The sequence below is a fragment of the Halomonas beimenensis genome, assembly GCF_002549795.1.
Taxonomy (GTDB): Bacteria; Pseudomonadota; Gammaproteobacteria; order Pseudomonadales; family Halomonadaceae; genus Halomonas; species Halomonas beimenensis.
The window spans coordinates 3,746,213-3,771,390 of the sequence record NZ_CP021435.1 but is presented as its reverse complement, the minus strand read 5'-3'; the positions used below and the strand labels follow the sequence as shown (position 1 = coordinate 3,771,390).

Genomic DNA, 25,178 nt, shown 5'->3' with positions numbered 1-25,178 from the left:
TCGTCTCCTGTTCTCAATACCCGGTCAGTTCCAGATACCCCACCCCGCGAGGCTCGCCGGTGGCCCGGTCCCGAACGGTGACCGCGCCCTCCCAGTAGGGCACGGCGGTGGGCATCCAGCGCTCGGGGTGGCGGGCGGCGACCTCCAGGTCCAGGCCCCGCTCCGGCAGGGCGAGCCGCCAGCGCAGCGGCAGCTCGTGCCCGGCGACCTCCCGGGTGGCCAGCGGCGTCAGGCGCAGGTCCTCGGGGCCCAGGGAGATCACCGCCCCGTCCGGGGCGATCCAGCTGCCCGAGAGGACATCGCCGTCGTCGCCCCGCAGGCGGAAGGCCATCAGCTTGTGGCCGTCGTCCAGGTGCAGGGCCAGCCAGTCCCAGCCGGCCTGGCCGGGGCCGAGCAGCTGGCTGCTCCACTCCCGGTCCAGCCAGGCGCGGCCGGTCACCGGCACTCGCTCGCCGTCCAGCACGACCTCGCCCGCCACCCGGTAGAAGGGCTGGCTGACGTACATCGAGCCCTGGCCGCCTTCGGCCTTGCGACTGAAGCCTGCCTCGCCATGGCGCACCAGCGGGCCCTGGGCGTCGAGGGCCAGCCGGAGGCCGAAGGCGTCGTCGCCCCGCCCCGCCGAGGCGCTGACCGCCAGGTGGTCCAGGGCGTCCGCCCCCGGGGCCTCGCTCCGGCTCGCCAGCGTCCAGTCGTCCAGCCAGGAGCGAAAGGGGCGGACGGTGACGCCGGCCTGGCGAGCCTCGGGCGCCCGGGGCGCCGCCGTGCCCCGGGCGAAGCGCTCGGCGACCCGATGGCTCGCACCCCGGGAGACGGCCAGGTGCGCCATCCACAACTGGTCCGCCGCCCAGGGGCCGGGCTCGCCGAGCGAAGACGGAGGACGACCGGCCCGGCGGAACAGGGTCCACTGGATGCCCAGGGGCTCGCCCTCGGCGTCTTCCAGGTTGGCGGTCAGGTACCACCACTCCAGGCGATAGTCGGGATGGGCGCCGTGATCCCCGGGGAAGCGCAGCGTCACCTCCGGGCCGGCCTGGCGGAAGCCCTCGGCGTCGGCCCCCAGGCCGGCGAAGCCGGCCTGCCCTTCCGGCGGCGCCTCCCCGCAGCCCGCCAGCAGCATCACGAGCAGCCCGGCGACCAGCCGTCTCATGGGCTGTCCTCCTCGGCCAGCAGGGCCCGCGGCGGGGTGCGCCACAGGCTCACGGCCGGCAGGGCGGCGGCGAGCAGGGCCACCCCCAAAGCGGTGGCGAGCGTCACGGCCAGTGCCCCGGGGAAGACGTGCAGCGGCAGCCGCCAGCCGAAGGCCGCCACGTTGATCTCTCCCACCAGGCAGGCGGTGACGGCCACCCCCAGCGGCAGGGCCAGCAGCCCGGTGACCAGCGCCGCCCCGCCGAGCTGGGCGAGCTGGACTCCGGCCAGCCGCCCCCGGGGCACGCCCAACGCCCAGAGGGGCGCCAGCCGGCGGCGGCGTTCCCGGCCCTGGGCCAGCAGGCTGGCCAGCAGCGCCAGGGCCGCCACCCCCAGGGTCAGGGCGTTCAGCGCCCGGGTGATGGCGAAGGTGCGCTCGAAGACGTCGACGGCCAGGCGCTTGACCTGGCGCTGGTCGCGGACCGTCACCTCGCCGCCGAAGCGCTCGGCCAGGGCGGCGGTCAGGCCGGCGGTGTCCGCGTCGGGGCGAAGCGCCACGCCGAGGCCGCCGGGCCTGGCATCGAAGCGGCGATGCAGCACCGGCGTGGCCAGCAGCACCTGGCTGCGGGGGTTGCCGTAGTCCGGGTAGACGGCGGTCACTGCCAGGCGCACGGGGCCATCGGGGCCGGCCAGGGTGAGGCGACTTCCCGGGGTGATCCCCTCGGCGATGGCCAGCTGCTCGTTGACGAAGGCGTCGCCCGCCGCCAGCGCCGTCCAGGCCGGGGCGCGGCCGTCGCGGTTGGCGAGCAGCGGCCAGGTGGCCGTCAGGCGCTCGCCCGGGGTGATGCCGAAGAGCTCGACCGGCCGGCCGGAGGCGGCGCCGTCGACGGCCTGGAGGGTCGTGTCGCCGCTGGCGGTGGGCAGTCGCTGGGCCACCTCGGGGCGATCCGCCAGCCAGGCGTCCAGGGCCTCGAGGCGGGCCGGTGGCGGGGCCAGGTAGAGATCGGCGACCAGGCGACGGTCCAGCCAGTCCAGGAAGGTCAGGCGGAAGCCGCCGACCATGCTGCCCACCCCCAGGTTGGCCGAGAGGGCGATCAGCAGCGCCATCATCGCCAGCGCCAGGCGCGGCAGCTGCAGCTGGAGGTCGGCCAGCGCCCAGTGGCCCAGCGGCCAGGGGCGGGCCAGCCGGCCCAGGCCGGCCAGTGCCGTCGCCAGCAGCGGCGGCAGCCAGAGCGCGCCGGCCAGCAGCAGCGCCGCGACGAGGGCGAAGGCGGCGATCAGCCCCTCGCCGGGCGCCCGCCCGGCCAGCCAGGCCCAGAGGGCCAGGCCGAGGGTCGCGGCGCCCGCCCCGGCCAGGGCCTGCCGGGTCAGCTGGCGGTGGAAGCGCCCGCGCCAGGCCTGGGCCTGGCCCAGGGCCAGCACCGGCAGCCGGGCGGCCCGCCACAGCACGCCGCCGCCGGCCAGGAAGAGCCCGCCCAGCATGACGCCCAGCCCGCCCAGCCAGTAGTGCCAGGGCAGGCGGAGGCGGGTGCCGATCTCGGTGCCGTAGAGGCTCGCGAGGCTGGCGGCCACGTCCGGCAGCAGGGCTCGGGCCAGCCAGACCCCGCCGAGGATGCCGGCCAGGGCCCCGGCCAGCCCCAGCAGGCAGAGCTCGAGGGCGAGCAGGCCGACCAGGTGGCGGCCCGGGACGCCCAGGGCCCGAAGGGTGCGCAGCAGGCCGAGGCGCTGCTCCAGGGCCAGGCCCAGCGCCGCCTGGACGATGAAGAGCCCGACGATCAGCGCCAGCAGGGCCATGGCGGTGAGGCTGAGGTGGAAGCTGGCGGTGAGTTCTCCCGGCGAGAGACGCGCCTCGGCCCGGGTCAGCGCATAGCCCTCCGGGGCCGCGGCCAGCTCACCGGCCGGGGCCACCAGGCGGTCGAGCCGCTCGCCGCGGCCCAGCAGCCGGGCCGCGGCGGCGAGGTCGGTGACCAGGGTGGCCGGCGGCAGCGAGGGGGCCAGGGCCAGGGGCGGCAGGCGCCGCCCGTCGGCCAGGCGGGGCTCGGCCCCGGGGGCCGTCTCGCGGTCGAGCCCCAGCGCCGCCAGGGTCTCGGGCGCCACCCGGGTCTGCCAGGGCGGCGACAGCCAGGCGCCCAGCCTCGCGCCGCCGGGGCCCAGGGGGCCGTCGCCGGGCAGGGTCAGGGGATCGAGCCCGATCAGGGTCAGCCGCTCGCCCCCGGCCGCCTCGATCTCGCCCTCGAGCCAGGGCGAGACCGGCAGGCCGGCCCGGCGCAGGGCGATGAAGTCGTCCCGGGTCAGGGGGGCGCTGTCCCGGCGCTCGAGGGTGTCGAGGCCGCTCGAGAACAGCGCCTCGGCCCGGGCGTAGCTGTCCCGGGCCGAGGCGTTGATCGCCTGGACGCCGCTCCACAGGGCACCGGCCACCCAGAGGCCCAGCAGCAGCAGGACGAGCTGGGCGGGATGGCGCCGGTAGTGGGAGAGCAGGGTCGCCAGCGCGACGCCGAGCCCGGTCATGGCGGCGGCTCCGCGAGGTGGCCATGGGAGAGCCGAAGGCGACGGTCCAGGGGCGCGGCGACCGCCGGGCTGTGGGTCACCACCAGCAGGCCGCTGCCGGCCTCGTGCACCAGCTCCAGCATCAGCGCCAGCACGCCTTCGGCGGTGGTCTCGTCCAGGTTGCCGGTGGGTTCGTCGGCGAGCAGCAGGGCCGGCCGGGGAGCCAGGGCGCGGCCGATGGCCAGGCGCTGCTGCTGGCCGCCGGAGAGCCGTTCGGGATAGTGGCGCTCGCGGCCGGCGAGCCCCAGGCGCTCGATCAGGTGCGTCGTCCAGCCCGGGGACTCGCGCCCAGCCAGGCGTGCCTGGAGGCGCAGGTTGTCGATGACGTTGAGGCTCGGCACCAGGTGGAACTGCTGGAAGACCAGGCCCAGGGTCTCGCGACGCAGGCGGGCGCGGTGGGGCTCGCCCAGGGAGGCCAGGGAGGCGCCGGCCAGGCGCACCTCGCCCTCGTCCGGCAAGTCCAGGCCGGCGGCCAGGTGCAGCAGGGTCGACTTGCCGCTGCCCGACTCGCCCATCAGCGCCAGGCTCTCGCCCGGGGCCAGGGTCAGGTCGACGCCGGCCAGGACCCGCAGCGGCCCCTGGGGCGTGGCATAGGCCTTGTGGACCCCTTGGAACTCGAGCATGGCGGCCTGTCCTTCCCTGAGGCGGTGGGAACGATCCTCCCATAAAAACGGCGCCACCCGAAGGCGGCGCCGCGTCAGGCCAGGAGGGGGGCCGGCTCAGTGATCGTGGTCGTCGTGCTCGTGCTCGTGGTCGTGGTCGCGCTCGTGAGCGGGGTCGGCCAGGGCATCGTGCAGCAGCCGGGCGTTGTGGTGCAGCATGCCCAGCCAGCTGCTGGCCTCGCCCTCGCTGGCCAGGGCGTCGGCGTAGAGGGTGCCGGCGATCGGCAGGCCGGTCTCCTCGGCGAGCTGCTCGATCATCGCCGGGCTGGTCATGTTCTCGTGGAACAGCGCCCGGACGTCGCGCTCGCGGATGGTGTCGATCAGCCGGGCCATGTTGGCCGCGCTGGGCTCGGCCGCGGTGGACAGCCCCGTCGGCGAGAGGAAGGCGACCCCGTAGGCCCGGGCGAAGTGGCCGAAGGAGTCGTGGCCGGTGATCACGCTGGTGTGCTCGGGGAGCTCGTCCATCATCGCGCGGATCTCGGCGTCCAGGGCGGCGATCTCCTCCAGGTAGCGGGCGGCACGCTCCCGGTAGGCGGCCTCGTGGGCCGGGTCGGCACCGATCAGGCCGTCGCGGATGTTGGTGACGTAGACCTCGCCGAGGCCCAGGTCCTGCCAGGCGTGGGGATCCAGGCCGCCATGGTCGTGATCATGGCCGTCCGCCCGGGCCGCGTGGTCGTCGTGCTCGCCCCCGTGGTCGTCGTGGCCGGGCTCCTCGGCGGGGGCCTCGTGATCATGCTCCTCGTCGCCGTGGGCGTCATCCTCCCCGGCCGCCAGCGCGGCCTCGATGCCCGCGGTGGCCACCACCGTCGGGCCGGCGTAGTCGCTGGCGTCGACCAGCCGTTCCATCCAGCCCTCGAACTGCAGGCCGTTGAACACCACCAGGTCGGCCTGGGCCAGGGCCCGGGCGTCGGTGGGCCGGGGGCTGTAGACGTGGGCGTCGCTGTCCGGGCCGACCAGGGCGGTGACCTCGACGTGCTCCCCGCCGATCTCCTCGACCATGTCGGCGAGGATGCTGAAGCTGGCCAGCACCTGGACGCGCTCGTCGGCGACGGCGGGGCCGGCCAGGAGGAGGGAAGCGCCGGCGGCGAGCAGGGCGGCGGGCTTGGCGAGGGGCATGGCAACGGACTCCTTGTCAGCGGTTCGAGGAAAGGGGGGCGTTCAGGGGCGCGGCCCGGCGGCGCCAGCGGGCGCTCAGGCTGTGCTGGCGGCCGAACAGCGCCGAGAGCACGTAGGCCACCCCGGCCAGCAGGATGATCGCCGGGCCCGAGGGCAGGCTCAGGTGGTAGGAGAGCAGCAGGCCGCCGGTGCTGGCCACCAGGGCCACGCCGATGGCGATGGCGATCAGGCCCTCCAGGCGCTGGCTCCAGAAGCGGGCGGTGGTGGCCGGCAGCATCATCAGGCCCACCGCCATCAGGGTGCCGAGCGTCTGGAAGCCGGCGGTGAGGTTGAGCACCACCAGGCCCAGGAAGACGCCGTGGACCACGCCGCCGCGGACCCCCTGGCCGCGCAGGAACAGCGGGTCCAGGCACTCGACCACCAGGGCGCGGAAGATCACCGCCAGGGCCAGCACGATCAGGCTGGCGATGCCGGCGATCAGCAGCAGGGCGGTGGTGTCCACGGCCAGGATCGAGCCGAACAGCACATGGGTGAGGTCCACGCTGCTGCCGCCGAGCGACACCAGCATCACCCCCGCGGCCAGCGAGATCAGGAAGAAGCTGGCCATGGCCGAGTCCTCCCGGTGGCCGGTCATCTGGGAGACGCTGCCGGCCAGCACCGCCACCAGCAGCCCCGAGAGGATGCCGCCGAGGCTCATGATCGGCAGCGAGAAGCCGGCGAACAGGAAGCCGAGCGCCACCCCGGGCAGGATGGCGTGGGCCATGGCGTCGCCGATCAGGCTCATGCCGCGCAGCATCAGGAAGACGCCCAGCGGCGGGGCGGCCAGGGACAGCGCCAGGCCGGCGACCACGGCGCGCCTCATGAAGCCGTACTCGAAGGGGGCGAACAGCCAGGCGTCAAGCAGTGCCAGCATGGGAGGCCTCGGGGAAGTCGATGGGCAGGCGCGGGGCCTTCGGGGCCTGGCCGGTGGAATGGTCGAGCAGGGCCTCGGGGCTGACCCAGCGGCCGTGGCCGCCGGACAGCATCAGCACGTCGTCGGCCAGGTGGGCGAGCTGTTCCAGGTCATGGAGCACCACCAGGATGGTGGTGCCGGCGCGGGCCATGTCGCGCAGCACCTCGGTCAGCACCTCCACCGTCTCGCTGTCGACGTTGGCGAAGGGCTCGTCGAGCAGCAGCAACTCGGCCTCCTGCATCAGGGTGCGACCGAGCAGGGCGCGCTGGCGCTGGCCGCCGGAGAGCTCGCCGAGCTGGCGGTGAGCCAGGTGGGAGATGCCCAGCCGGGCCATGATCTCGCGGCCGCGGCGGTAGTGGGGGCCGCAGTAGCCCTTGAGGGCGCCATGGCTCGGCCAGGTGCCGGTCATGATCAGCTCCTCCACGCTCATCGGGAAGGAGAGATCCAGGGCCAGCTGCTGGGGCAGCCAGGCGCAGCGCTCCCGGGGCACGGTGCACTCCACCCGGCCGGCCACCGGATGCAGCATGCCCATGATGGCGGCGATCAGGGTGCTCTTGCCGGCGCCGTTGGCGCCGATCAGCGCGGTGATGGCGCCGTCCCGGAAGCTGCCGTCCAGGTGCTCGAGCAGCGTCTGGCCGCCCCGGGCGAGCTGGAGGTCGTGGAGCCGCAGGCGCGCCATCAGTGCCAGCCTCCCGCGGCCCAGGCCACCGCCAGCCAGAGGGCGGCCACCGGCGCCGCGGCCAGCAGCAGGCGGCGGCCCGCCGAGAGCGACATCAGCGAGAAGTGACAGGGCCCCTCGGGGCGGTGGCGATGGGGTCGATGCGCCATGGGGAACGTCTCCGAAAATCTGGCGGAGGTTATAACATAACAATATCAGGGCTCGCCAGCGTCGAGTGAGGCCGGCCGGACTCAGTAGCGGAGTACCACCCCCAACCGTTCGGGGGTGATCACCCAGGCGTATTCGCCCTCGAGCGTGAGGTCGCCCAGCGACAGCCGCGCCGGCTGGAAGCGGTTCACCGCCGCCAGTGCCTGACCCGGTTGGGTGCGCAGCTGCAGTTCCCCGACCAGCATGCCGGTGGCGAAGTTGATCGCGCCGTCCTCGGGGCGGTCGTCGCCGACGCCGATTGCCAGGCCCGCCACGCCGTTGACCGCCAGGGATCCCAACCGCGCGCGCCAGCCACGGCGCCGGCGCTCTTCCTCGGCCACCGCCTGGATCAGCCGGCGGGCGTCATCGAGATCGCCCGCGCCCTCCCGCAGTCGCCGATAGGCCGCCGGATGCGGCTGGCGGTCGAGCAGCAGGCCCCCCAGGGCGATGGCCGATTTCACCGTGCCCACCCGCGCGTCGAAGCGCTCGTCCGCATCATCGCCCTCGCTGGCCTGCCAGGCGTTCCACGCCAGGCTGCCGGCATAGATGCCCGTCCAGCTCAGCTGCCAGAGGTTGGCCTGCCGGGCACCCTGGGACAGGGCCTCCTCGTAGGCCTGCCACTCGGCCGATGGCGACTGAGCGAGGGCCGGAAGGGGCAGGCAGAACAGCAGCGGGGCGAGGGAACGCAGCAGGCGTCGCGGCATCGGCTATCTCCCGACTCGTTGGGCACTGGCATCCTAGCACCGAGGCGCATCGGAATGTCGGCCCCATGGCGGCAAGTGCCGCGTCAGGGACGACCTGACCGAGTCCCTGCCGGGCGCGCTACGCTGCCCGGCCTCCATCCCCGTATCCCGAAAGGAATCGGCTTGCCCGGCAAGACTCATCGGCGTTCCCTGCTCACCGGCCGCCTCGAGGTGGAGCGCCTGGACAGCGACGCCCTGGGCGATCTCGACATGGTCAGCGCCGGGGTGGTCTACCCCTTCTGACGGGGCTCAACGGGGCTTGCGGGCGATGAACTGGACCACCGCCCCGGGCCCGGTGTGCCCCTTGCCTTCCTGCACGTCGCGCTCGATCTCGCGGCTGAGCAGGATCTCGAAGTCGGCGAAGGCGGCGTCCAGCTCGGCGGCGGTCGGGGTGCGGTCCGGGGTGTCCGGGCCGCCGGTGTCGCGGGGCACCTGGTCCGGGGTGTAGGCCTCCAGCATGAGCAGGCCCCCCGGCCGGAGGGTGCGGGCCACCTGGCGGTGCAGGTGCGGCCGTCCGGCCTCGGTCACGTGGCAGAAGATCGACACCACGGCGTCGAAGGCCTCGGCCGGGAAGACATGCTCGGTGAGGTCGGCGTGCAGGAGCTCCAGGGCCACGCCCTTCGCCTCGGCCAGCCGGGCGGCCTTCGCCAGGCCGACCCGGGAGCCGTCCACCGAGGTGACCTCATGGCCCAGCCCGGCCAGGTAGACCCCGTTGCGGCCCTCGCCGTCGGCCAGGCACAGCACCCGTCGGGGCGCCGGGCCGAGCCCCTCGACCTGCTCGCGCAGGAAGTCGTTGGGCTCGGTGCCGTAGAGATAGTCCTCGCGGTCGTAGCGCTCGTCCCACATGGGAGTTTTCCCGTTCATGAACAATTCCCTATTCCTGTATCACTTGGATGGTGCCCCACCTCAGCCCCAGCGGATCCAGGGCGTCAGGGCCTCGCGGTTGGCGATCTCGATCTGCTGGGCACGGGGCTCCGCCTCCACATGGTGCGGGTTCACGCCCAGCTCGCGCAGGGCATAGAGCACCAGGGGCCCGCGGCAGTGCAGCGTCAGCTCGCCGTCGCGCATGCCGTAGTCCCTGGCCAGCATCTCGCGTTCCTCCGGGGGCAGGCGGCGATCGGGGATCAGGCTTACCGCGACCCGCGTCTGCCAGGCCTCGTCCTCCTCTCCGCCATGAGCCCCTAGCATGGGGCCATTATCCTCCGGCAGGCCGCGGAAGCGGCTCAACACGAAGTCCCGATAGTCGCGGTGCTTCTCGCAATAGGCCCGCACATGCCAGCGCCCGGCGGCGAACACCAGGGTGTGGGGCACCAGGATGCGCTCCTCGCCCCCGGGGCTGGTGAAGGAGGCGTAGGTTACCTCCAGCCGGCGGCCCGCCCGGGCCGACTTCACCAGCTCGCGCACCACGCCGGGGTCCACCGCCCGGCTCGGCAGCGGCAGCGATTCGGTATCCGCCGCCCCCAGGCCCAGGCCGGCGAAGGGCGAGTCCAGGTCCCGATGGGCGCCGAGCAGCTGCAGGTACTCCTCTACCCGGCCCCGCGTGAAGCGCGGACGGAACGCCGCCTTAGGCCGGAAGCCGCGGCGCGACTCGTCGTAGGCCAGGTTATCCGGCACCGCCTCGCGATAGCGCCGCAACACCTTCTGCGCCTGCTGTCGGCCGATGCCGAAGGCCGCACCGAGCTGCGAGGCCGCCACACGGCCCTCCCAGAACGCCAGGATCTCGATCAGCCGGTAGCGGGCCAGGGTGTCCCAGGGCAGGGTGACGTGATCGGGCATGAGGTCTCCTTCCTTGGTTGCCGACCCGGATCAGGACCGGGCTGAAAAGTATGGTGGATGCATCCCCAGGTGTGGCGAAGGTGAATGTAGAGTGCTTGTATGGAGGTGCAGGCGCAACGGATCCGGGAGACAGGGATGTCGTATTACCTCTACTGGGGCAAGGCTAAGCCGAGGGACGGGGACGATAGCTGTCATCTGTTGCCGTTTCACAGCCTGGATGTGGCAGCCGTGGGCTGGCTCCTGTTCAAACCGGGGCGGCCCTTGGCTCAACGGCTTTCAACATACCTGGACCTTTCCCCTGATGCCTTGCGGCGCCTCCTCGTCTTCCTGCTGGGGTTGCATGATCTTGGCAAGTTCGCGCGTGCCTTCCAGGGCGTGGCGCGGCCCGAGGACATCCCGCTGGTGCCCCCGATCGAGCGACTGGCCTATACCGAGCGCCACGATCGGCTTGGAGCCCTGCTATGGCAGGCACGTTGGATCGAATGGCTGCGGGACGGCACCTTGCAATGGCCTGGCGACATGCCGCCGCGACGCGAACGCCTCCAACTGAGTGAGACTCTGCGTGCCCTGTTGGCGCCGATGTTCGGTCACCATGGCCAGCCGGTGGAGCCCGGTCGGCTGGAGCTGACGGAGTTCTTCGGCGATGACGATATCGCTTCCGATAGCGAAGCGGCGCGTCGATTCGTCGCCGACTGGGCGGACCTGATCGAGCTCGACTGGCCGGTCGACAAGCTGGTCTCTAAGGAGTGGCGAGAGGCCTTCCTGACAGTGAGCTGGACGGTTGCCGGCTGGGCGATCCTCAGCGACTGGCTGGGCTCGAACCGTGACCGTTTTGCCTACTGCCAGGCGGCGATGCCGCTGGCCGAGTATTGGCCCAAGGCGCTCAGATACGCCGAGCGAGCGTTGGAGGAGGCGGGGTTCGCGCAACCTCCCGAGCCGGTGCCCTATGCCGGGCTGGCCGACTGGTTCGGCGACCAATCGGTCACGCCGACGCCCTTGCAGAAGGAGGCCGAATCCCTGTCGATCGGCGAGGGACCTCAACTCTTCATCCTCGAGGACGTGACCGGCGCCGGGAAGACCGAGGCGGCTTGCATCCTCGCCCAGAGGCTGCTGGCGGCGGGGCATGGCGAAGGGCTCTATTTCGCGTTGCCGACCATGGCGACCTCCAATGCCATGTATGAGCGCCTCGGCCACTTGCACCGGCGCTTCTATACCGAGGCGTCGCGTCCTTCCTGCGTGCTGGCTCACGGTGCTCGGGAACTGAACGACACCTACATGCAGGCCGTGGCCGCGGAGCAGCCGGAAGACCGGGACTACGCCGCCGACGACATGACGGCCACCACCCGCTGCAATCGCTGGCTGGCCGATTCGCGCAAGAAGTCGCTGCTGGCCGATGTGGGAGTCGGCACCGTCGATCAGGCGTTGATGGGGTTGCTCCCCTTTCGCCACCAGTCGCTGCGCCTGTATGGCTTGGCGCGCAAGGTGCTGGTCGTCGATGAGGTACACGCCTACGACCATTACATGCAGACACTGCTCAACCAGCTGTTGGCCCATCACGCCCGTCAGGGCGGTAGCGCCATCCTGCTGACGGCCACCATGCCACGCGCCATGCGTGAGTCCCTGGCTGCGGCATGGCGCGAGGGGTTGGGGCAGGCACCGGCCGCGCTTCAGGAGGAGGACTTCCCGCTGTTGACCCAGGTCGGTCATGACCTGAAGCGGGAGGTTCCGCTGGCCAGCCGTCCCGAAGTGTCGCGTGAGATAGGCATCGACTGGCTCGCCACGGAGGAACAGGCGGTCGATACCGTGATGGCGGCGATCGAGGCGGGGGAGTGCGTTGCCTGGGTGCGCAACACCGTGGACGACGCCATTCGTGCCTACGAGCAGGTATGCCGGCGTCATCCCGATCCCGAGCGCTGCCTGCTGTTCCACAGCCGCTTCGCGATGGTGGATCGTCAGCGGATCGAGTCTGACGTGATCGAGCGGCTGGGCAAGACCTCTACTCCCGACCAGCGACGCGGCCAGGTCCTGATCAGTACCCAGGTCTTCCAGGAATCGCTCGATTGCGATGTTGACCACATGGTCAGCGATCTGGCCCCCATCGACCTGCTGATCCAGCGCGCCGGACGCCTGCAGCGTCATGTACGCAGCCCGCGTCGCGCCCCCGTGCTTTCTGTGCTGGCTCCCGAGTGGAGCGATGAGCCGGATGCCCAGTGGCTGAAACGCACCCTGCCGGGTACCCAGGCCGTCTATCGCGATACGTCCTTGCTCTGGTTGACCCAGCGCGTGTTGCGGGAGCTGGGCGCGATTCGCATGCCCGATCAGGCTCGGACCTTGATCGAGAGCGTGTATGGCGGGGTCGTCGATCTGGTGCCGGATGGCCTGCAGGAGGCGCGCATCGAGCAACACGGCATGAACCGCGTGGCCGGTGCGATGGCGAACTTCAATGCCCTGACCTTGGAGCAGGGTTATCTCCGCCATCCCGAGGCCGATCAGTGGCAGGAGGAGCTGGAGATCGGCACGCGGCTGGTCGACGAGCCGACGCTGAATGTCGTGCTGCTCGAGCGCACGGCCGAGGGCGAGCTGACGCTATGGGCCGAGGGCGAGCGCCACGCCGCGATGCTCAGCCAGGTGAAGCTACGCCAGGGCCAGGCGGAGAAGCTGGCGGGTTTGCCGGGTGGCTATCAGGCCCAGTGGGAAGCCCTCCAGGAGCGCCACAAGGCATTGCGTTTCACGCAGCCTTGGCTGGTCGAAGCCGATACTACCTGTGGCTATGACTCTCACTGGGGGCTGGTCTTCTCGGCGTCTCCTGCAACAACGACAACCTAAAAGGAGGTTTGGGTGAATCTGCTCAATGATCCATGGTTGCCTTTCCGCACCAAGGAAGGTGTCACCATCTATCGGCCGCCCACAGCGATGGCCGATCCCGAGGTCGTCGATCTCGCCCTGCCCCGGGCCGATTTCCAGGGCGCGGCCTACCAGTTCCTGATCGGCCTGCTGCAGACGGCGTTGCCGCCGCAGGATCACGGTGACTGGCTGGATCGCTTTATCGAGCCGCCCGGCGTCGATGAGCTGGCAACCGCCTTCGCCCCCTTCGCCGATGCCTTCGAGCTGGATGGCGATGGGCCTCGCTTCATGCAGGACCTCGATCCGCTCGACGACGTCAAGGACGGCACGGTCAGCGGTCTGCTGATCGATGCGCCTGGGGCCAACGGCATCAAGAACAACACCGACTTCTTCGTCAAGCGTGGGCGCGCCGAGGCGATGTGCGAGGACTGTGCGGCACTGGCCCTGTTCACCATGCAGATCAATGCCCCTGCCGGTGGGGCAGGCATTCGTGTCGGCCTGCGAGGCGGCGGGCCGTTGACTACCCTGGTGCTGCCTGAGGCGGCCGATGCCAACCTGTGGTCCCGCCTGTGGCTGAACGTCATGACCCCCAGGGCGCTGACGCGATCCGGGCAGTCATGGCAAGCGCCTCGCGCAGATGACGACAGCCTGTTCCCGTGGACGGCGCCGACCCGGGTCAGCGACAAGAAAGGGACAGAGGTTTTCCCCGAGGGCATGCATCCGCTGCATCCCTACTGGTCGATGCCGCGCCGTTTCCGGCTGCTTTTCGAGGACGAGGCATGTCGCTGCGATATCTGTGGGCGTGAAGTCGTGCGCATCGTGCGTCGTATCCGCGCCAAGAAGCAGGGAGCCAACTACGGAGGGCCCTGGCTGCACCCGCTGACGCCCTATCGCCGCGACCCCAAGAAACCCCATGAACCACCGCTGTCCACCAAGGGACAGCCCGGTGGCCTGGGCTATCAGCACTGGTCAAACCTGGTGCTTCACGATGCCGACGCCAGCGGCGCCTTGCCTGCCCTGGCGGTGCAGGACTACGTCTCGCAGAAGGTGTTGGCCGTCGATGAAGAACGCCGAGCCGGGGAAGATATCGCGGCGCTGCTCAAGCATGCCCGGCTATGGGCCTTCGGCTATGACATGGACAACATGAAGCCCCGTGGCTGGTACAGCGTCGAGATGCCGCTGGTGGCCGTGCCTCCCGCACAGCAGGAGCGGTTGCGTGGCTGGGTACATAGCTTCACCGATCTGGCTCGTCAGGTTGCCTGGATGGTGCGCACCCAGGTCAAGAATGCCTGGTTCGATCGTCCCTCGGAAGCCAAGGGGGACATGAGCCATATCGATCAAGCATTCTACGACGCCACGCACGGCGCCTTCTTTAGCGCCTTGTTCGGTTTCCAGAAGACACTGGCGGAAGCCGATGACACGCCGCGTTTACCTTCCGAGGTGGCCGAGCAGTGGTATCGCATCCTGAAGCGCGAGGGGATGGCGCTGTTCGAGGAGCAGGCGCTGAGCGGGGCGCTGGAGGCGGCGGACCTGCAGCGTGCGACCGCGGCTCGGCGGCAATTACAGAGCTTTCTGGTCGGGCGCAGCAAGGGCAGCAAGGCCATTCGTCAATTTGCCGAAACCGGCGGCTTCGCCTTGATCGCCGAGCCGGCAACCACCGAAGAGGGCATGTCATGAGTGAAACGGAACTCACACCCGCAGCAGAGGCGCCACCGCGAGTGCCCGAGCGGTTGTATGCCATCGACCGCAGGAAAGCCGATGCCCTGCGGTGCTGGTGGCAGCGTTTGACGCTGTCCGCAGAGGCGTTGAAGGCCTATACGAATGTCCCGCCCTGGCCCAAGGGCATGCGGGCGACGTTGCGTCGCTGCGACACCATCGAGGCGGCCATGCTGACGGAGGCCTTTCGCCATCTATGGAATTTATTGCCGAAAGACGATCTTTCGGAACGGCAGCGCGACCAGCACTTGCAGACCTGGTCCTGTATCGCGCTCGTGGTGGCCGAGCTTCGCGAGGAAGCGCCCAAGATGCCGTTGGGAGCCGGTCTCGGTCGGCAGAAGCGTGAAACCGGTAAGCCGTACATGAGCGAGCTGCGCTTTCAGCAACTGATGACATCTCGCACGCCAGAGGAACTGGTGCAGCGCCTGCGCCGCGCCCTGGCGCTGATCGACAAGCGCGGCGTCAGCGTCGTGCACCTGGCCGACAACATCGCGCTGTGGTGGCGTGAATACCAAGGCGGGATCTCGTCGCAACCTACCCGACGCCTAGGCTTTATCTGGGCCAACGACTACTTCGGTGCCACGGCCGGCTATCGGCAAGACAACCAGTGATCCGTCAACCACGACAGGGAGCCAACCCCATGAGCGACTTCATTCAACTGCACCTGCTGACCGCCTATCCGCCGGCCAATCTCAACCGTGACGACCTGGGCCGCCCCAAGACCGCCATCATGGGTGGCGCCAAGCGCCTGCGTGTCTCGTCGCAGAGCCTCAAGCGGACCTGGCGGACCTCGGCGCTGTTCGAGGAGGCCGTGGGCCAGCATCGCGGCATGCGCACCAAGCAGGTGGGTGTCCAGGCCGCGAAGCGTCTGCAGGAAAAAGGCGTGAAAGAGAAGGACGCCCGTGCCTGGGCCACGGAGATCGCCAAGGTCTTCGGCGATGTGGCCAAGGGAGAGCTGGAAACCAGCCAGCTGGTTCACGTCGGTCCCGAGGAGCAGGCCGCGGTCGATGCCCTGGCCGACCAGCTGGCCGACGAGAATCGGGCGCCGGAGAAGGAAGATCTCGATCTGCTACGCCACAAGCCATCGGCCGTGGATATCGCGCTGTTCGGCCGCATGTTGGCGGCATCTCCGGCCTTCAATGTCGAGGCTGCCTGCCAGGTCGCTCATGCCATTACCGTGCATGCCGCCGAAGTCGAGGACGACTACTTCACGGCGGTGGACGACCTGAATACCGGCGACGAGCATCGCGGGGCGGCGCATGTCGGCGAGGCGGGTTTCGGCGCGGGTCTGTTCTACGGTTATGTCTGCATCGATCGCGGGCAGCTGATCGAGAACCTCGGCGGCGACGAAGCACTGGCCGATCGGGCCATCGCGGCCCTGGCAGAGGCCGCCGTGAAGACCTCGCCCAAGGGCAAGCAGAATAGCTTCGGCTCCCGCGCCCACGCCAGCTACGTGCTGGCCGAGAAGGGCGACCAGCAACCACGCTCGCTCTCGGCGGCCTTCCTGCGGCCCGTCCCCGGCCAGGATCAGGCGCTGGATGCCATCGGCCGGCTGGAGCGCCAGGCTCAGGCGTTCGATGATGCCTACGGGCCGGGCGCCGAACGGCGTTTCATCGTGGCCGCCGACCCTGACTATCGGGAACCGTGCCTGCGGGGAGATGTGGCCATGGGTAGCCTCCCCGAGTTGATCGACTTCCTGTCCAGCGAGCAGTAAGGAGCCGTCATGACGGACTATCTGGTCTTTCGGCTCTATGCGCCGCTTGCCAGCTGGGGCGAGGCGGCGGTGGGGGAGTCACGTCCCACCGCGACCTACCCGGGGCGCAGCGCCATCATCGGGCTGCTCGGTGCGGCATTGGGCGTACACCGGGATGACGATGAGGAGCAGCGCCGGCTGAGCGATAGCGTCGGCATCGCCATCAAGCAGCGCTCTCCCGGCAGCCTGTTGCGTGATTACCACACCGTGCAGGTGCCGGCCTCACAATCGAAGGTGACGTATCGCACCCGGCGGGATGAACTGAGTGCCCCGCGCAAGGTCATCAACACCATTCTCTCCAGCCGCGACTATCGCTGCGATGGACTCTGGACCGTCGCCATCTGGTTGACGCCTCAGGCGGAGCTAACGCTCGAGGACCTGGAAAGGGCGCTCCAGACCCCGTATTTTCCGCTCTATCTGGGGCGCAAGGCATGCCCGCCGGCGGCGCCGCTGGCCCCTCGATTGGAGGCGTTCGTCCAACTGCGAGACGCCCTGGATGCCAGCTTCCCTCCGCTATGCGGGAAGGATCAGGAGGAGGAGCGTAGGGCTCTGAGACTGCCGGAAAACGCGCTCTACGCCTGGGAAGGGAAGGCCGATTCCCTGGATGGCTACGACCAGGGCGTGGAGTCCAGCGAAGTCTGGGATGTGCCGCTCAATCGCCGTCGCTGGCAGTTCGGGCCACGTGCCGAATTCCGGCGCATTGTGCGGGCAAGGGAGGATGGCTGATGTATCTCTCACGCGTACGTGTCGATCTCAATGGCCTTTCCCGGGGAGCTCTGTTCGAGATCATGGGCGGTGGCGCCTACGCCGCCCACCAACTCCTCTGGCGGTTGTTTCCGGAGCATCAAGGCCAGCGGCCGTTCCTGTTTCGCCAGGAAATGGACGAACCCGAGGAAGGGGGAGCGCCAAGGGGCCTGCCGCTGTTCTATGTGCTGTCGGATCGCGAGCCGGTGCCGATCCCGGGACTGCTCGAGGCGCAGTGCAAGCCGTTTTCGCCGACGCTGGAGGCCGGGGAGCGGCTCGCCTTTCGCCTGCGGGCCAACCCCACCGTGGCGAAGTCGGTGGCGGGTAAGCGTGGGCAACGTGCCGATGTGCTGATGGCGGCAAAGTACCCCTTCGAGGCGGGCAAGGAGCGGACCAGCCAGGCCTGCATCGAGGCGATGGACGATGCCGCTCGTCAGTGGCTGGCGGAGCGTGCCGAGTCCTGGGGGTTCCGCTTGCCGGTCGAGCCGGAAGTCGGGGCCTATCGGCAGCATGCCTTGCCGAAGGACAAGGGCCGTCCTATCCGCTTCTCCAGCGTCGACTACGAAGGCTTGCTGGAGGTCGCCGACCCGGGGCGCTTGATAGAGACGCTGGCTCAGGGCATCGGGCGTGCCAAGGCATTCGGCTGTGGCTTGATGCTGATTCGCCGACCATAGCGACACTTCCCAGGCAGGGAGGCCAATATGGGCTTTATTCCGCTCAAGCCGATCCCCGAGAAGGATCGCATGTCGATGATCTTCGTCGGCATGGGACAGATCGATGTGCGAGACGGCGCCTTCGTCGTCATCGACGAGGTGAACGGGGAGCGCATGCATATCCCCGTCGGCTCGGTGGCCTGCCTGCTGCTCGAACCGGGCACCCGCATCTCGCATGCCGCCGTCAAACTGGCATCGGTCGTTGGAACCCTGCTGATCTGGGTCGGTGATGCGGGCGTGCGTCTCTACAGCGCTGGTCAACCGGGAGGTGCCCGCTCCGACAAGCTACTCTATCAAGCCCAGCTGGCGCTGGATGACTCGCTGCGGCTCAAGGTCGTGCGCAAGATGTTCGAGCTGCGCTTCGGCGAGCCGCCCCCCTCGCGACGCAGCGTCGATCAGCTTCGTGGCATGGAAGGCGCCCGGGTACGCAAGACCTATCAGCTGCTCGCCAAGCAGTATGGCGTTAAATGGGAAGGGCGTCGCTATGACCCGACACGCTGGGATGCGTCGGATGTGGCCAACCAGTGCCTGTCCGCCGCGACGGCTTGCCTTTACGGCATCACCGAGGCGGCGATCCTGGCGGCAGGCTATGCGCCGGCCATCGGTTTCCTGCACACCGGCAAGCCCCAGAGCTTCGTCTACGATATCGCGGACATCGTCAAATTCGAGACAGTGGTGCCCGCCGCCTTCCGTGTGGCAGCGCGCAATCCGGTGGCGCCCGAACGCGAGGTACGTATCGCTTGCCGAGATGCCTTCAAGCAAACCAAGCTGCTGCGGCGGCTGATCCCGATGATCGAGGAGGTGTTGGCGGCCGGCGAGATCGAGCCGCCGCCTCCGGCGCCCGAGGCCATGCCGCCGGCCATTCCCGAGCCGGAGTCTGTCGGAGACCAAGGACACCGGAGCAAATGATATGGCGATGTTGGTGGTGGTGACCGAGGCAGTGCCACCGCGCTTGCGTGGTCGGCTCGCCGTGTGGTTGCTGGAGATTCGTGCCGGCGTTTACGTCGGTGATGTTACCAAGCGCGTGCGCGAGATGATCTGGGAGCAGGTCAACGCCCTGGCCGAGGACGGCAATGTCGCCATGGCCTGGGCCAGCAACCATGAATCCGGCTTCGAGTTCCAGACCTATGGCGCCAACCGCCGCGAGCCGGTCGATCATGATGGGCTGCGGCTGGTGCGTTTTCTGCCGCCTCAGCCAACTGACTGATTTTTCAGGATCTTTAACAATGTAGTCTGGTTAAACAGTAAGCAAAATCGCTGGTGGAATTTCCGCCGGCGATTTTCTTCTTTATAAACAATTGACTACAATTAGTCCGATCCCCGCAGGCGCGGGGATAACCCGTCTGCATCGTGTGTCGCTCCTGCGGCTTTCCTCCGATCCCCGCAGGCGCGGGGATAACCCGATTGTCGCCTTTAGTGACTTCGTTAGCAGGAACCGATCCCCGCAGGCGCGGGGATAACCCGGTGCCGGTCAGGGCTCCCTTGGCGAGGTTGCGCCGATCCCCGCAGGCGCGGGGATAACCCGGCCGAGGGGGAGGTGGCCCGCCTGCTGGGCGACCGATCCCCGCAGGCGCGGGGATAACCCGATGCGGTTGATGAGGTCGCCACGCGGCAGGTCCCGATCCCCGCAGGCGCGGGGATAACCCGTCCACGCGCCCCCTCGGCGCGGACCTGTTCGACCGATCCCCGCAGGCGCGGGGATAACCCGATGAGAGCGCGCACAGGATTGACTACACTCTTCCGATCCCCGCAGGCGCGGGGATAACCCGACGAGACCTCCGCTGTCCGAGTGGCGCTTGAACCGATCCCCGCAGGCGCGGGGATAACCCGATCCTGATACTGCCCCCACCGGGGCCGGTGAGCCGATCCCCGCAGGCGCGGGGATAACCCGGGGTATCGTTTTTCAGTTCATTGTCTTGAGGTCCGATCCCCGCAGGCGCGGGGATAACCCGGTCTGAGGCCCGTTTTTCGTGCTCACATGACGCCGATCCCCGCAGGCGCGGGGATAACCCGCCGTCCAGTTCGGTGTGGATCAGGCGCCCACTCCCGATCCCCGCAGGCGCGGGGATAACCCGTGCTTGTTACCACAGGGCCGTGGTGGTCGGGTCCGATCCCCGCAGGCGCGGGGATAACCCGCCCGACAGGCGCGCATACCAGATTCTTGTCCGCCGATCCCCGCAGGCGCGGGGATAACCCGGCCACGGCGTCGATGCCGTCACGGCCGACGTGCCGATCCCCGCAGGCGCGGGGATAACCCGAACAGAACTGGCGGGCGGGCCCGGGCCGTGGCCCGATCCCCGCAGGCGCGGGGATAACCCGGCGAAACCGCCGTCATGGTAGCGCTGGACCCACCGATCCCCGCAGGCGCGGGGATAACCCGGCGTGGCCACCTGGCAGTGGGAAGCCCACCAGCCGATCCCCGCAGGCGCGGGGATAACCCGATTGCCGAGGCCCTGGGGAAGATCGAGGACCCCCGATCCCCGCAGGCGCGGGGATAACCCGGCAGGTGTACCGCTCAGTGAGTACCGAGCGGCCCGATCCCCGCAGGCGCGGGGATAACCCGACTTCATTCTCGGTCGCATTCTGGCCAAACGACCGATCCCCGCAGGCGCGGGGATAACCCGCGCTCCGACTGGATCGATGGCCCCAGTACCGTCCGATCCCCGCAGGCGCGGGGATAACCCGTCAGACATGATCAAGGACGACGAACGGGTCTTCCGATCCCCGCAGGCGCGGGGATAACCCGGGTACGTGTTCTGGTTCCCCGAAGATGACTTCCCGATCCCCGCAGGCGCGGGGATAACCCGCGGGCGAAGCGCCCGTCGCTCGGCGGGCTGGCCCGATCCCCGCAGGCGCGGGGATAACCCGGCGGACATGTCGGCGATCCGCTGGGCCTTGGCCCGATCCCCGCAGGCGCGGGGATAACCCGTCCTGCGCCATCAGGCCAGTGACGCGAGCATCCCGATCCCCGCAGGCGCGGGGATAACCCGGTTTCCTTACAATTAACGTTTAAAATCCTTTACCGATCCCCGCAGGCGCGGGGATAACCCGTACCTCGAGCACGAGATCCAGGACAGCGACGCCCGATCCCCGCAGGCGCGGGGATAACCCGGCGGGGATCATGAGGACGCCTCCTGCCCTTTGCCGATCCCCGCAGGCGCGGGGATAACCCGGCATCCGGCTCGTGGAAGCCCGGCAGGGGCGCCCGATCCCCGCAGGCGCGGGGATAACCCGGCTGTGGCCGATCACCACCCCGGACTGGCACCCCGATCCCCGCAGGCGCGGGGATAACCCGCTGCCGTTCCCGCTGCAGCTCGACATCCTGGTCCGATCCCCGCAGGCGCGGGGATAACCCGACACGTAGACGTTGTCCCCACCGGCCAGGCCCCCGATCCCCGCAGGCGCGGGGATAACCCGCCGTTATCAGAGCGCCCCTTCATCTTGCCGATCCGATCCCCGCAGGCGCGGGGATAACCCGAAATCGACCATTGGTCCCGCGCCGGTCGACACCCGATCCCCGCAGGCGCGGGGATAACCCGGTCTAGGTCGGACAGGATGATGCCTAGGTCTTCCGATCCCCGCAGGCGCGGGGATAACCCGTTTCAGAATTGCCAATATACAGATCGGTTATACCGATCCCCGCAGGCGCGGGGATAACCCGTTCTTTCTGCTCACCGCACCAACCCCGCTTAACCGATCCCCGCAGGCGCGGGGATAACCCGTGAGCCGTAACCCATTTGACAATGGCCGACTGACCGATCCCCGCAGGCGCGGGGATAACCCGACCTGGCTGGGCCAGGGCGGGGCGCTGGACGACCGATCCCCGCAGGCGCGGGGATAACCCGACTCGGGAGCGTTACCCGTCGGACGCACCACACCGATCCCCGCAGGCGCGGGGATAACCCGGGTCGGACGAGCCGCCCCGCCAGGAGCAGACACCGATCCCCGCAGGCGCGGGGATAACCCGCCTGAAGAAGTGATGTAGCGTCCACCGCGCCGCCCGATCCCCGCAGGCGCGGGGATAACCCGGCCATGTGCTGTTCTTCTACAAGCGGCTGGGACCGATCCCCGCAGGCGCGGGGATAACCCGATGGATACCGTCGCTCTGAATGCGCTGGCTGACCGATCCCCGCAGGCGCGGGGATAACCCGGCTTACGCACGCGGCGGGCGCATCAATGCCCCCCGATCCCCGCAGGCGCGGGGATAACCCGATGCCATCATCATCTATCGCGTGGTGCGTGCGCCGATCCCCGCAGGCGCGGGGATAACCCGTCGACAGGTCAATAGGAGGTGTCAAGCAGGCTCCGATCCCCGCAGGCGCGGGGATAACCCAGTGTGGCCTTGACGTCGGCGATGGATGTGAGGCCCGATCCCCGCAGGCGCGGGGATAACCCGATCGCCTCCGAGACGAGGTGAGAGCCCTGATCCCGATCCCCGCAGGCGCGGGGATAACCCGTCAGTGATGTGACCTTGGAAGAGGGACTTGCTCCGATCCCCGCAGGCGCGGGGATAACCCGGCCGATGACCTGACGGTGATCCTCACGGCCAGCCGATCCCCGCAGGCGCGGGGATAACCCGGCGTCGGCTGGGTGACGGGGGAATCAGGCGGCCCGATCCCCGCAGGCGCGGGGATAACCCGGTGACTGATACCGTTGCCGACATCGGGAATCCCCGATCCCCGCAGGCGCGGGGATAACCCGCCCCAGGCGAGAGCCCAGACCGTGAGGGTAGGCCGATCCCCGCAGGCGCGGGGATAACCCGCCGCCGATCGACGACGTGCTGGTGGGGCTGACCCGATCCCCGCAGGCGCGGGGATAACCCGGTCCCCGCGGTCAGCGCAGGACAGGAGACTGACCGATCCCCGCAGGCGCGGGGATAACCCGGCGCCGAGCCGGTGCCGATCAGCCCCAACCGGCCGATCCCCGCAGGCGCGGGGATAACCCGCACCGAACCGCCATAGGTGGGATGGCTGGGTTCCGATCCCCGCAGGCGCGGGGATAACCCGCGCTCAGTGATACACTTGATGGCCTGAGACTCCCGATCCCCGCAGGCGCGGGGATAACCCGCTGTGCCTGTTCTTCGGGTGCCGGACGGGGGACCGATCCCCGCAGGCGCGGGGATAACCCGGATGGCAAACACCACCTCATGGTCGACCAGCACCGATCCCCGCAGGCGCGGGGATAACCCGTCCAGCACCGCCTCCTTGGGGGCGTCATCGTTCCGATCCCCGCAGGCGCGGGGATAACCCGCCCGAGTCGGACATCACCTTCGAGCTGGATAGCCGATCCCCGCAGGCGCGGGGATAACCCGATCGACACCGAGGGTCATGAGTGCCAGGTGATCCGATCCCCGCAGGCGCGGGGATAACCCGCTGGCCCGGGACGGCGGCTGGCGACGCGAGCGCCGATCCCCGCAGGCGCGGGGATAACCCGGACCTCGAGGAGTTCCGCCGTGGCGAGCGCGCCCGATCCCCGCAGGCGTGGGGATAACCCGGACCGTATCAATTCGATGAACGCGGCGTTCTGCCGATCCCCGCAGGCGCGGGGATAACCCAAATCTCTGCCACGCTGAAAGAGGTGGTCAAGACCGATCCCCGCAGGCGCGGGGATAACCCGTCCGGCCTCATCGTGGTGGACCATTATGGTTCCCGATCCCCGCAGGCGCGGGGATAACCCGTCAATACTGATCGTCATGACGGCCTCGCGTGGCCGATCCCCGCAGGCGCGGGGATAACCCGAGCCGAGGGTAGGTCCAACGTATACAGATGGACCGATCCCCGCAGGCGCGGGGATAACCCGACGTGGTAGTCCTCGCCCTGGATCTTGGCGTCCCGATCCCCGCAGGCGCGGGGATAACCCGGCTGCTTACCCCGATAGACCGCCGACGAGGCGCCGATCCCCGCAGGCGCGGGGATAACCCGCCCAGCTTGGGCCACGACCCGCAGCGCCGCGACCGATCCCCGCAGGCGCGGGGATAACCCGCGCGAGAACGCGAGAGCGTCGATAAACCAGCCCCGATCCCCGCAGGCGCGGGGATAACCCGTGTCGCCCAGTAGCCCGACGCCACCACGTCTGCCGATCCCCGCAGGCGCGGGGATAACCCGCAGAGCGAGAAGCCGCCGGAGCGGCGCTATCACCGATCCCCGCAGGCGCGGGGATAACCCGTCGATCTCGATAGTGCTGGCCGAAGCGATCCGCCGATCCCCGCAGGCGCGGGGATAACCCGAGCTCGGCGTAGGTGGTGCGCGAGACGGCAGCCCGATCCCCGCAGGCGCGGGGATAACCCGTAATGCGGATATTTATAAGAGCGAGGCAGATGCCGATCCCCGCAGGCGCGGGGATAACCCGGCTTCCACGGTACCAGCCAGAGCGTTCAGCTCCCGATCCCCGCAGGCGCGGGGATAACCCGCTGCTGCCCTGGGAAAGCGCCGCCAGCTGCATCCGATCCCCGCAGGCGCGGGGATAACCCGCGCCAGATCGACTTCTCTACTCGAGCATTCGGCCCGATCCCCGCAGGCGCGGGGATAACCCGCGGCCAGTCACCAGCAGAGATCCTGGCCGAGGCCGATCCCCGCAGGCGCGGGGATAACCCGGGCGACGTAGCCACCGGCACCGCCTTCATTGCCCGATCCCCGCAGGCGCGGGGATAACCCGATGACCCGCTTTTTGTTGATCCAATTGTTAGTCCGATCCCCGCAGGCGCGGGGATAACCCGCTGGCGGCGCAGGCCATCAAAAGCGGCAGGGGCCGATCCCCGCAGGCGCGGGGATAACCCGGCCCCGGACAGGCCGCGCGTGACCGAAGCTGCCCGATCCCCGCAGGCGCGGGGATAACCCGCAGACCATCCTGGTGAAGCGGGAGGTCACCTACCGATCCCCGCAGGCGCGGGGATAACCCGGTCGCGGATGGTGAACGGCATCGGCAGCTGCCCCGATCCCCGCAGGCGCGGGGATAACCCGCGGGCAGCAGCGAAATGAGAGCGGGCATGACACCGATCCCCGCAGGCGCGGGGATAACCCGTCGGGCAGCTCGGAGACGGCCTTGATCGGCTGCCCGATCCCCGCAGGCGCGGGGATAACCCGGCGATGGGCGCCACCAAGCGGCAGGTGGTCGACCGATCCCCGCAGGCGCGGGGATAACCCGCTGACCAGCATTTTCAGCGGCGCAGCCGGGGCCCGATCCCCGCAGGCGCGGGGATAACCCGGAGGCTGACCCGTGGAAGGCTGGATTGTGCTGCCGATCCCCGCAGGCGCGGGGATAACCCGTTCTTATTACCGTTCGCGATATTATCGATGAGCCGATCCCCGCAGGCGCGGGGATAACCCGGCGCGGATCTCGCCGCGGCGCTTGTCGTCGTTCCGATCCCCGCAGGCGCGGGGATAACCCGGCGGCCCGCGACGTTCTCGGTCTGGATCTCAACCGATCCCCGCAGGCGCGGGGATAACCCGACTACGCCCCAGCCAGGGACGGCAACGACCGCCCGATCCCCGCAGGCGCGGGGATAACCCGCGGCCCCACATGCGGCCCAGGCTGACGATCCACCGATCCCCGCAGGCGCGGGGATAACCCGGCCGAGCCCGCCCACGTGCAGGACAACCGGCTCCGATCCCCGCAGGCGCGGGGAT

At 69.5% G+C, this 25,178-nt stretch carries 18 protein-coding genes and 1 CRISPR repeat array (1 of these 19 cut by a window edge); of the genes, 8 read left to right on the top strand and 10 right to left on the bottom strand.

Features of this window, described 5'->3' with window-relative positions; translation table 11 throughout:
- Positions 1–13 precede the first annotated feature (13 nt).
- From BEI_RS17550 to BEI_RS17510, 10 genes are all read right to left on the bottom strand, one after another.
- Positions 14–1,144, bottom strand: a complete 1,131-nt coding sequence (locus BEI_RS17550; protein ID WP_097790709.1) for a lipocalin-like domain-containing protein — start codon at positions 1,142–1,144, stop codon at positions 14–16.
- A complete protein-coding gene (locus tag BEI_RS17545; protein WP_097790708.1) occupies positions 1,141–3,630 on the bottom strand; it encodes an ABC transporter permease in 2,490 nt (829 codons plus the stop codon). Before BEI_RS17545 ends, BEI_RS17550 begins: the two co-directional genes overlap by 4 nt.
- Positions 3,627–4,292: an ABC transporter ATP-binding protein gene (locus BEI_RS17540; RefSeq protein WP_097790707.1), complete on the bottom strand. Its 666-nt coding sequence runs from the start codon at positions 4,290–4,292 to the stop codon at positions 3,627–3,629. Before BEI_RS17540 ends, BEI_RS17545 begins: the two co-directional genes overlap by 4 nt.
- A gap of 96 nt (positions 4,293–4,388) precedes the next feature.
- Complete coding sequence (locus BEI_RS17535) at positions 4,389–5,447, bottom strand: metal ABC transporter solute-binding protein, Zn/Mn family (protein ID WP_097790706.1); 1,059 nt, start codon at positions 5,445–5,447, stop codon at positions 4,389–4,391.
- Positions 5,448–5,463: 16 nt separating this feature from the next.
- A complete protein-coding gene (locus BEI_RS17530; RefSeq protein WP_097790705.1) occupies positions 5,464–6,360 on the bottom strand; it encodes a metal ABC transporter permease in 897 nt (298 codons plus the stop codon).
- Entirely contained in the window at positions 6,344–7,078 is a 735-nt protein-coding gene (locus BEI_RS17525; RefSeq protein WP_097790704.1) for a metal ABC transporter ATP-binding protein, read from the bottom strand. The genes BEI_RS17530 and BEI_RS17525 overlap by 17 nt, the downstream gene beginning before the upstream one ends.
- Entirely contained in the window at positions 7,078–7,227 is a 150-nt protein-coding gene (locus tag BEI_RS19180; RefSeq protein ID WP_193765130.1) for a hypothetical protein, read from the bottom strand. Before BEI_RS19180 ends, BEI_RS17525 begins: the two co-directional genes overlap by 1 nt.
- A gap of 81 nt (positions 7,228–7,308) precedes the next feature.
- On the bottom strand, positions 7,309–7,968 hold the full coding sequence (locus tag BEI_RS17520; protein ID WP_097790703.1) for a hypothetical protein: 660 nt from the start codon (positions 7,966–7,968) through the stop codon (positions 7,309–7,311).
- 288 nt (positions 7,969–8,256) lie between these two features.
- On the bottom strand, positions 8,257–8,871 hold the full coding sequence (locus BEI_RS17515) for an SAM-dependent methyltransferase (RefSeq protein WP_227644511.1): 615 nt from the start codon (positions 8,869–8,871) through the stop codon (positions 8,257–8,259).
- Positions 8,872–8,913: 42 nt separating this feature from the next.
- On the bottom strand, positions 8,914–9,783 hold the full coding sequence (locus BEI_RS17510) for a WYL domain-containing transcriptional regulator (protein ID WP_097790701.1): 870 nt from the start codon (positions 9,781–9,783) through the stop codon (positions 8,914–8,916).
- Positions 9,784–9,918: 135 nt separating this feature from the next.
- On the opposite strand from BEI_RS17510, the gene BEI_RS17505 reads away from it, so the two are divergent.
- Genes BEI_RS17505 through cas2e form a run of 8 tightly spaced genes read left to right on the top strand, consistent with a single transcriptional unit; the run spans position 9,919 to position 18,760 of the window.
- Entirely contained in the window at positions 9,919–12,609 is a 2,691-nt protein-coding gene (locus BEI_RS17505; RefSeq protein WP_097791142.1) for a CRISPR-associated helicase/endonuclease Cas3, read from the top strand.
- Positions 12,610–12,621: 12 nt separating this feature from the next.
- On the top strand, positions 12,622–14,304 hold the full coding sequence (casA, locus tag BEI_RS17500; protein WP_097790700.1) for a type I-E CRISPR-associated protein Cse1/CasA: 1,683 nt from the start codon (positions 12,622–12,624) through the stop codon (positions 14,302–14,304).
- Entirely contained in the window at positions 14,301–14,954 is a 654-nt protein-coding gene (casB, locus tag BEI_RS17495) for a type I-E CRISPR-associated protein Cse2/CasB (RefSeq protein WP_097790699.1), read from the top strand. The genes casA and casB overlap by 4 nt, the downstream gene beginning before the upstream one ends.
- Positions 14,955–14,983: 29 nt before the next feature.
- The gene (gene cas7e / locus BEI_RS17490) at positions 14,984–16,057 is read left to right on the top strand and encodes a type I-E CRISPR-associated protein Cas7/Cse4/CasC (RefSeq protein WP_097790698.1); all 1,074 of its coding nucleotides are present in this window, start codon (positions 14,984–14,986) and stop codon (positions 16,055–16,057) included.
- A 9-nt stretch (positions 16,058–16,066) separates the two neighbouring features.
- Positions 16,067–16,822: a type I-E CRISPR-associated protein Cas5/CasD gene (cas5e, locus tag BEI_RS17485; RefSeq protein ID WP_097790697.1), complete on the top strand. Its 756-nt coding sequence runs from the start codon at positions 16,067–16,069 to the stop codon at positions 16,820–16,822.
- Positions 16,822–17,514, top strand: a complete 693-nt coding sequence (cas6e, locus tag BEI_RS17480; protein WP_097790696.1) for a type I-E CRISPR-associated protein Cas6/Cse3/CasE — start codon at positions 16,822–16,824, stop codon at positions 17,512–17,514. The genes cas5e and cas6e overlap by 1 nt, the downstream gene beginning before the upstream one ends.
- Before the next feature lie 27 nt (positions 17,515–17,541).
- Entirely contained in the window at positions 17,542–18,462 is a 921-nt protein-coding gene (gene cas1e / locus BEI_RS17475; protein ID WP_097790695.1) for a type I-E CRISPR-associated endonuclease Cas1e, read from the top strand.
- 1 nt (position 18,463) lies between these two features.
- The gene (gene cas2e / locus BEI_RS17470; RefSeq protein WP_097790694.1) at positions 18,464–18,760 is read left to right on the top strand and encodes a type I-E CRISPR-associated endoribonuclease Cas2e; all 297 of its coding nucleotides are present in this window, start codon (positions 18,464–18,466) and stop codon (positions 18,758–18,760) included.
- Between the two features lie 106 nt (positions 18,761–18,866).
- Positions 18,867–25,178: direct repeats of the CRISPR family, unit length 29 nt; unit sequence CCGATCCCCGCAGGCGCGGGGATAACCCG (it continues 240 nt past the right edge of the window).